At 36.2% G+C, this 7,650-nt stretch carries 12 protein-coding genes; 4 read left to right on the top strand and 8 right to left on the bottom strand.

Going from position 1 to position 7,650, the window contains the following annotated elements:
- Positions 1-70 precede the first annotated feature (70 nt).
- Entirely contained in the window at positions 71-346 is a 276-nt protein-coding gene (spoVG, locus tag ACPLVE_RS10575) for a septation regulator SpoVG (RefSeq protein ID WP_424611514.1), read from the bottom strand.
- Positions 347-514: 168 nt separating this feature from the next.
- Positions 515-1,336: a pur operon repressor gene (purR, locus tag ACPLVE_RS10580; RefSeq protein ID WP_424611525.1), complete on the bottom strand. Its 822-nt coding sequence runs from the start codon at positions 1,334-1,336 to the stop codon at positions 515-517.
- A gap of 171 nt (positions 1,337-1,507) precedes the next feature.
- Between purR and murC the strand changes: the two genes are divergently transcribed.
- The gene (gene murC, locus ACPLVE_RS10585; protein WP_424611515.1) at positions 1,508-2,890 is read left to right on the top strand and encodes a UDP-N-acetylmuramate--L-alanine ligase; all 1,383 of its coding nucleotides are present in this window, start codon (positions 1,508-1,510) and stop codon (positions 2,888-2,890) included.
- A gap of 38 nt (positions 2,891-2,928) precedes the next feature.
- Here murC and ACPLVE_RS10590 read toward each other — a convergent pair whose 3' ends face one another.
- From ACPLVE_RS10590 to ACPLVE_RS10605, 4 genes are all read right to left on the bottom strand, one after another.
- Entirely contained in the window at positions 2,929-3,318 is a 390-nt protein-coding gene (locus tag ACPLVE_RS10590) for a HEPN domain-containing protein (RefSeq protein WP_424611516.1), read from the bottom strand.
- Entirely contained in the window at positions 3,284-3,640 is a 357-nt protein-coding gene (locus tag ACPLVE_RS10595; RefSeq protein WP_424611517.1) for a nucleotidyltransferase domain-containing protein, read from the bottom strand. The genes ACPLVE_RS10590 and ACPLVE_RS10595 overlap by 35 nt, the downstream gene beginning before the upstream one ends.
- A 12-nt stretch (positions 3,641-3,652) precedes the next feature.
- On the bottom strand, positions 3,653-4,666 hold the full coding sequence (locus tag ACPLVE_RS10600; protein ID WP_424611518.1) for a LacI family DNA-binding transcriptional regulator: 1,014 nt from the start codon (positions 4,664-4,666) through the stop codon (positions 3,653-3,655).
- An 82-nt stretch (positions 4,667-4,748) separates the two neighbouring features.
- A complete protein-coding gene (locus ACPLVE_RS10605; RefSeq protein ID WP_424611519.1) occupies positions 4,749-5,651 on the bottom strand; it encodes a lysostaphin resistance A-like protein in 903 nt (300 codons plus the stop codon).
- Positions 5,652-5,812: 161 nt separating this feature from the next.
- On the opposite strand from ACPLVE_RS10605, the gene ACPLVE_RS10610 reads away from it, so the two are divergent.
- Complete coding sequence (locus tag ACPLVE_RS10610; RefSeq protein WP_424611520.1) at positions 5,813-6,250, top strand: Hsp20/alpha crystallin family protein; 438 nt, start codon at positions 5,813-5,815, stop codon at positions 6,248-6,250.
- Between the two features lie 83 nt (positions 6,251-6,333).
- On the opposite strand, the gene ACPLVE_RS10615 is transcribed toward ACPLVE_RS10610, so the two are convergent.
- Positions 6,334-6,498 carry a hypothetical protein gene (locus ACPLVE_RS10615; RefSeq protein ID WP_424611521.1) on the bottom strand — a complete coding sequence of 55 codons (165 nt, stop codon included), beginning with the start codon at positions 6,496-6,498 and terminating at the stop codon, positions 6,334-6,336.
- A complete protein-coding gene (locus tag ACPLVE_RS10620) occupies positions 6,485-6,799 on the bottom strand; it encodes a hypothetical protein (RefSeq protein ID WP_424611522.1) in 315 nt (104 codons plus the stop codon). The genes ACPLVE_RS10615 and ACPLVE_RS10620 overlap by 14 nt, the downstream gene beginning before the upstream one ends.
- Before the next feature lie 115 nt (positions 6,800-6,914).
- Between ACPLVE_RS10620 and ACPLVE_RS10625 the strand changes: the two genes are divergently transcribed.
- Positions 6,915-7,181 carry a CopG family transcriptional regulator gene (locus ACPLVE_RS10625; protein ID WP_424611523.1) on the top strand — a complete coding sequence of 89 codons (267 nt, stop codon included), beginning with the start codon at positions 6,915-6,917 and terminating at the stop codon, positions 7,179-7,181.
- Positions 7,168-7,593: a PIN domain-containing protein gene (locus ACPLVE_RS10630; protein WP_424611524.1), complete on the top strand. Its 426-nt coding sequence runs from the start codon at positions 7,168-7,170 to the stop codon at positions 7,591-7,593. The genes ACPLVE_RS10625 and ACPLVE_RS10630 overlap by 14 nt, the downstream gene beginning before the upstream one ends.
- Positions 7,594-7,650 lie beyond the last annotated feature (57 nt).

A 7,650-nucleotide genomic window follows, 5' to 3' on the forward strand; every position in this document is an offset into this window, starting at 1 on the left:
CAAGTCGCATTTACACACAAAATGCCACTTCTTTATTTTGTCAACAGTCTGAAAGGAGACAAGCTCCTTTTTATTCCTTGGCAGTATTGTTCTCTTTCGCTTTTTCGTACTCTTCTAAGATAGCCTTCTGCAGCTTGTTCCTCGTATCCGAGTTTATAGGGTGAGCGATATCTTTAAACTCCCCTTCAGGAGTTTTACGGCTAGGCATAGCAATAAACAAGCCATTTTGCCCTTCTATAACCTTGATGTCGTGAACCACAAATTCATTGTCAAAGGTCACAGAAACAACTGCTTTCATCCTGCCTTCGTCGTTTAATTTTCTCACCCTTACGTCTGTAATCTTCATTGAGTTCACCACCTTCCTGAAGCATAAACCTGTGTTGAATTGGGAACTGCCCTGCTTGCTTCATTGACTGCTATCTTTTTCTTGCAATCTCAGCAAAACCAAGGCTTATCCCTCTCTTTAATATATTCGCCAAAAACTTAAAATTTCCTTCATAAAATAAAAATATTTTTATTTTAAAATCCAGTCGCTTATCTCTATCTCCACAATATTCTTATCCTCTTCCACATTTTTTAACACAAAAATAGAAATATAATTGTCTATCAATTTTTCCCTGGGTTCCTCTGTTGCAATCATCACTCCTGCCCCCACAACCTGAGCATCAAATTCTTCCATAAGCTCTGTCATGCCCTTTAAAGTTCCTCCTGCCTTCATAAAATCGTCCACCAAAAGAACTCTTGCCCCTTTCTCAAGAGCCCTTCTTGCCAGCGACATAGACTTTATATGCCTTTGAGAGCCCGACACATAATTTATGGACACAAAAGAACCTTCTGTCACACGGCTGTCTTTCCTCACTATCACCAGCGGCACATTCAAAACCCTTGCGCACATAAGGGCAATAGGTATCCCTTTTGTTTCAACCGTCACAACAGCATCAATTTCTTTTTCAATAAAAGGATACACCAAAACCTCGGCAATCTTGCTAACAATAGACGGCGAATAAATCAAATCTGCCGTATACAGAAAACCTCCCGGAATTATCCTTGAAGGGTCTTTAAGCTTTTTGCATACCTCTTCCACAAAAGGCACATAGCTTTTTAAACTTGACACAGGGATGTACTTGACTCCTCCCCCTGCTCCCGGAAAAGTCTTTAACTTCCCCATATCAAATTTTTCTAATATCTCTTCTAAAATATCTATATCTTCTGAAGCCGAAGACTTAGCTATATTAAACATATCCATGAAATGCTCGAGGTTCACCAATTTGTTAGGATTATCAGTAAAAAATTTGAGAAGAGCCACAAGCCTCTCATATCTTTTATACTTTTCCATCAAAAATTAACCTCCAATTCACAAACTTTTATACTAAAATTATATTTAAAAGTTCACTTTTCTTCAACATGTGATATAATTTTTTTATAAAACAGTGACAGCAAAAAGTCGTCCGGCATATTCTAACCATATGATGGCAATAATATGAGGTAGAAATGAGAGGTGCATTTTATGGAAATAGATCTTGAAAAATTTAAAAGAATTCATTTTATTGGAATTGGCGGTATAAGCATGAGCGGGTTAGCCCACATATTGTTAAATGAAGGGCATATTATAACAGGTTCAGACATAAAAAACTCCCATCTGATTGAAAAGCTGAAAAAAGAAGGAGCCAGGATAAATATTCCTCATATGGCAGAAAGCGTGATAGGAGCTGACCTTGTAGTTTACACAGCCGCAATACACGATGACAATGTAGAATACCAAAAAGCAAAAGAACTGGGAATCCCTATGATAGATAGAGCTACACTTCTAGGCCTTATAATGAAAAAATACAGGTATGGTGTTGCTGTTGCAGGAAGTCATGGAAAAACCACCACAACTTCCCTTATATCGGTAATACTTGACAGAGCAGGTTACGATCCAACGGTCTTGGTTGGAGGAGAAATAGATGCAATAGGTGGAAATGTGAGGGTAGGAAGAAGTGAATATTTCGTCACAGAAGCTTGTGAGTACACAGATAGCTTCCTCAAATTTTATCCCTACATAGCCGTAATACTGAATGTAGATTCGGACCATTTAGACTATTTCAAAAACATTGACAATATAAAACAATCCTTCAGGCAGTTCGCAAATCTCGTTCCTCCAGATGGATATGTCGTAGCCTGCAAAGACGATGCAAATACAATGCACGTGATAAAAGGCTTGGAGAAAAACATAGTAACATACGGCATTAACGAAGAAAGCGACTGGCAGGCAAAAGACATAACTTACGATGAAAAAGGCTGTGCAAGTTTTAATGCTTATTACCGAGGAAAATTCATGGGGCATTTTAATCTCTCTATTCCCGGCAAGCACAATATATACAATGCCCTCGCTTCTCTTGCTGTAACTTACCTTCTAGGAGTTGACACAGAAAAGGCTAAAGAATATATAAAAGAATTTAAAGGCACCCACAGAAGATTTGAAGTCAAAGGAGTAGTAGAAGGGGTTACAGTTGTAGATGATTACGCTCATCACCCTGCAGAAATACGTGCAACTTTAGAGGCTGCGAAAAATTATCCTCACAAAAGGATAATAGCCATATTTCAGCCCCACACTTATTCAAGAACAAAAGCTTTGTTACTCGACTTTGCTGAATCCTTTGATGCTGCTGACAAAATAATAATAACTGATATATATGCCGCAAGAGAAAAAGATACAGGAGAAGTATCTTCAAAAGATTTAGTAGATTTGATCTTCAAAAGGGGAAAGGACGTCCTTTATATGAAGGACTTTGACTCCATTGTAGAATATTTAAAGGAAAACACAGTAGAAGGAGACTTGGTCCTCACAATAGGAGCTGGAAATATATATGAGGTAGGAGAAAAATTTATAGAAGAGAACAAAAAATAAAAGAGAAGATTTACTCCTCCGGGTAAGTCTTCTCCTTTTTATTTAATTTGGTCCAAAATAAATTCTTTAATTTTATTTGCCACATCAAGAGCCTTTTCTGCTTCATTTTTTGTTACTTTTTCATTCACCTCATATAATGGATATCTGACCTCGTTATAAAAAACAGTTAAAAATTTGCAATCATCAAAAAAATTCATGAAGCCCTCGTCATACACGGCACACATTTTACATAAAACAGTCAAATCGTGTGTTTTTCTAATAGACGTTCCTTGATATATTAAGTAGCCTTTTAAATACTTCTCTGCTGCCTGTTGGCAATGAAAAGCTACCGTATCATACATATCATCAAATTCTAAAAGAATCTTCGCTGCTTTTAAGTCTTGCCCTGCTTTTTTAAACCATTCTTGATAATACTTCTCCTCTGTCATATAATACAACCCCTTTAGTATTAATAAGGTAGGCAAAACTTTGTTTGTGTTGCACGTGTTCCTCCCATTCTTCAGGGGTATAAACTACTACATCTATCGGAATATCGTGTTCTATTTCATATATCTTCATTTTCATTTCCCTTTTATTTTCCGTACTTATAATAATACACAAATCTATATCACTTTCTAGATTTTCTTCTCCTTCAGCGCAAGAGCCAAATAAAATTATTTTTTCCGGGCTAAACCTTTTTATAATTTCATTTTTCAATTTTTCTATTTCTTTCTCATATATATCTAGATTTTCAGCCAGCTTTTTACTCATAAAATTTCACCTCTATCTGGAAACACAAGATTTTCTCTCTATAAGTTTTACCGGCACAATTATATGGTCAGATTCAATCTCTTTTTGCTTTAACCTCGCGATCAGAAGTTCTGCTGATTTTATCCCCAGTTCAAAAGTGGATATATCTATTGTCGTGAGAGGTGGATTAGCAAAAGCAGACAAAGGAATATTATTAAAGCCTACTATAGAAATATCCTCCGGCACCCTAAATCCCTTGTCAATAGCAGCCCTTATCACACCAAAAGCCATCACATCGTCTGTGACAACTACTCCTGTGGGATTTGCCCTCTCAAGTATTTTCATCATTGCCCTGTATCCGCCGTCTTCAGAAAATTCTTCCTGCTCCACCAATTCTCTTTTAAAACTTAACCCATTTTCTTCAAGAGCCAGCTTATACCCATCCAACCTATCCAAGCTCACCACATACTCCAGTGAACCGCTTATAAAAGCAATTTCCCTATGTCCGTGTTTTATCAAGTAATTTGTGGCAAGTTTAGAAGCGCCTATATTGTCATTGTCAACCCAGTAAACATCTCTTGCATCAAGGGGTTTGCCTATCACCACAAAGGGAAATTTTTCATCCCTTAACCACGGTATCAGCTCATCTGTAGTTCTTGAAGATAAAAGAATTATCCCATCTACTCTTTTCCCTTTTACCATCCTCATTACCGCTTCTTTTTCCTCTTCTTTATTCCCGGAAGTCGACAAAAGCAAATCATATCTTTCCCTGTGGGCAACAACGCTTATTCCCCTCATGACCTCAGGGAAGAAGGGGTTGGAAAAAGCTTCTTCTGTGGAACGGGGCATTATAAGCCCTAAAGTATTTGTCACCTTGCTGGCAAGGCTTCTGGCAATGGCATTTGGATAGTACCCCAGTTCTTCCATTGCCTTCCATACCCTTTCCTTTGTCTCCTTGCTAATGCGAGGGCTGTCCGCAATAACTCTGGAAACGGTGGAAGGGGCCACATTGGCTCTTCTCGCTACATCTTTAATTGTTACATTCATTCTAATCACCACCTATATGAAACCGATTGCATTCTCCTTTACCTATTATTCTACCCTATTATACCATAAAGGTCAACAATTTTTACTGAGCTATTTTTACCATCTGCCAAGTAATCCTATACACAAATATTAAAATAGAAAGTAAAAAAGGCCAGTATAAAAAGATTTTTGCATCCTCTTTTAACCCTTCATCACCTTTTATCACATACGGAGTAGTCATAGCAGTAAGTCTTCTCAAAAGAGCATAAAGAATCATACCTGAAAAAACTGCAATGACACCGTAGAATAAAACCGCCGAAAGAGGTATGCTTATTTTTTCCACGCCTGATACATTAGCCATCCTCGACTGAGAAATAAAATAGGACAAAATAGTTGAAATAGCATTATTTGTAAAATGCACTATCATTCCAGCAAATATAGAATCTGTCCTGTAAACCACATACCCCAGTATAGCTCCCAGAAACAATATGCTTAAAAAATTTTGCACATTCAAATGAAGCATGGCAAATAAAATTGCCGTAATAACAACGCTCTTTATTGAACCTCTCATTTCAAAGCTTCTCATCACAAGGCCTCTCATAAAAATTTCCTCACAGCAGGCTGCCATCAGCCCAAAAATTATTAATTGAACAAGGAGTTCATTAAGGTCCTGAGCAGGAGGAATCTGCATCACAGGAACTTTCCCCAGCTTTGAAAGAAAATAATTTGTCAGAATCGCTAAAAACCCAGATACACCCCAGGAAGCAATAGCAATGAGTACAAGAAGGAGGACAAATTCACTTTTTAAAGGATTTAACCTTAGTACATATTTTACGTCATAGTGTTTAATTAAGAGATAAATAATTACAGGAATTAACACAAAAACAATTTCAGTAATAAGTATCCCTATGTACAAAGACGCTTTTTGAACCAGATATCCCAAAGTTATGAAAAGAACCATAACAGAAAAGTACAATTTTCCCACATCTTTTTCATCCGGCCTCATTCCACCACTTCCTCATATCTTTTCTACATGCCCTCATAAATTTTACCACAAAAAGAATATAAAAATAAGAATTAAATGTCAAGTTTTTGTGAATCCTAATAATTGCAAAAATTTATCAATGTGCTATAATAAATAATAGAAAAATATGGAGGTGATGTAAAATGAGCTTAATGAAAAGAGGAAGAGACTGGTGGGACTGGCCCTTTGACATCAATATAAGAAACCTGCCCAGTATCTTTGACATAAATTTCCCTTCCATTTCAGGCCTATTCTCCAGACCCCGAGTGGACATAGTAGAATCAGAGACAGAAATAGTCGCAACTGCTGAACTTCCCGGTGTTGACAAAAAAGATATAGAAATAAATGTGTACGACAACATACTGGAGATAAAAGGGCAGACTTCAGTAGACGAAGAAAAAGAGGACAAAAACTATTACATCAGAGAAAGATATTATGGAAGCTTTGCGAGGAGAATTGAGTTACCCGCAGAAGTGGACCCCGAAAGGACTACAGCTAAATTTGAAAATGGAATACTCAAAATAACAATGCCAAAACTCCATCCCAGCAAGCCAAAGAAAAGAAAAATTGACATAGAGTAAGGAGGCAAGTTACTGCTTGCCTCTTTTACTCTTCCTGCTATTTCCAATGGAAACTTCAGGAATTATTTAACACTCTTTTTGTTTTATTTTTCTAATAATTTTTTCAATTTTTTATCAAATGTATAAACTTCATAATTTTTTACCTTATGATAGGGAAAATTTTCTAATATCTCCGCCGCATTTTCTGCTAATTCATCTATATCATCTAATAGATACCTTAAAATTATATTTGCATCAACTATTTTCATAATTTTCCATCACCGCACTTGCCCAAGCTTCATTCTCTTTTTCTATAAGCTTTTCATTTTTATATTTTGATAATGCTCCTCGCACTCGTTTTTTTTGCTCTTTTAAATCTACTTCCTCCATATTTTCGTATGGAAGGACAATTATTTCAACCTTTTTCCCTTTTAATTCTTCCGGAATCTCCATTATATCTGCCAATATATCACTATTTGCAACTTTCCTAATAAATTTCACGCTTTCAACTCCCCTCAACTCATACAGGAAATTTGCTTTATAGATATTATACCATGTTATCCTATACATATAGTAGTACTCCCTCAGTAGTAAAGAAAATCTATACACTAGGGAAAATATAATTTGTCAATTGAGTTACACGTAAAAATGTGATATACTAGTTTACGTGGAAGGAGGGGATTTTATGAAAAAAAGTAAACGAAAAATGGAAATGCAAAATATCACGCTATCTTTACCTAAGGATTTATTGCAAAAGATAAAACATATAGCCATAGACAGACAAACATCAGTATCCGGCCTTTTAACAGAAACACTAGAAGAAATAGTAAGAAAAGAAGATTTGTATGAGAGAGCTAAGCTGCGTCATATAAGCATATTAGAAAAGGGTTTTGACTTGGGTACAGAAGGTAAAATCACGTGGAGCAGAGATGATTTATATGAAAGGCAGTAAAGATTTGCAATTTGTCGATACGAATGTCTTAGTTTATGCATATGATGTATCTGCAGGTGAAAAACATGAAATCGCAAAAGAACTATTAAAAGAGTTATGGTATGAAAGAAATGGTTGTTTAAGCACCCAAGTCCTTCAAGAATTTTATGTAACTATTACAAAAAAGGTAAAAAAACCTTTGTCCCCAGTAGAAGCTGCAGAAATTATTTCGGACCTTAGAAGCTGGAAATTGAGTGTGATAGATATTAAAGATATCCTGGAAGCAATTAGAGTTTCACAGCGCTATATGATTTCTTTTTGGGATTCGTTGATAATTGTCAGTGCAGTTAATCTTGATTGTGAAATAATATGGAGCGAGGATTTAAATTCAGGGCAGTACTTTGGTAAAGTAAGAGTGCAAAATCCCTTTTAATAAATCGAGTAGGAGCTGAATAATTATTTTATTCAGCGTCCTCTCACACCACCGTAC

Origin of the sequence: Caldanaerobacter sp., from assembly GCF_049701115.1 — a bacterium.
Lineage (GTDB): Bacteria > Bacillota > Thermoanaerobacteria > Thermoanaerobacterales > Thermoanaerobacteraceae > Thermoanaerobacter.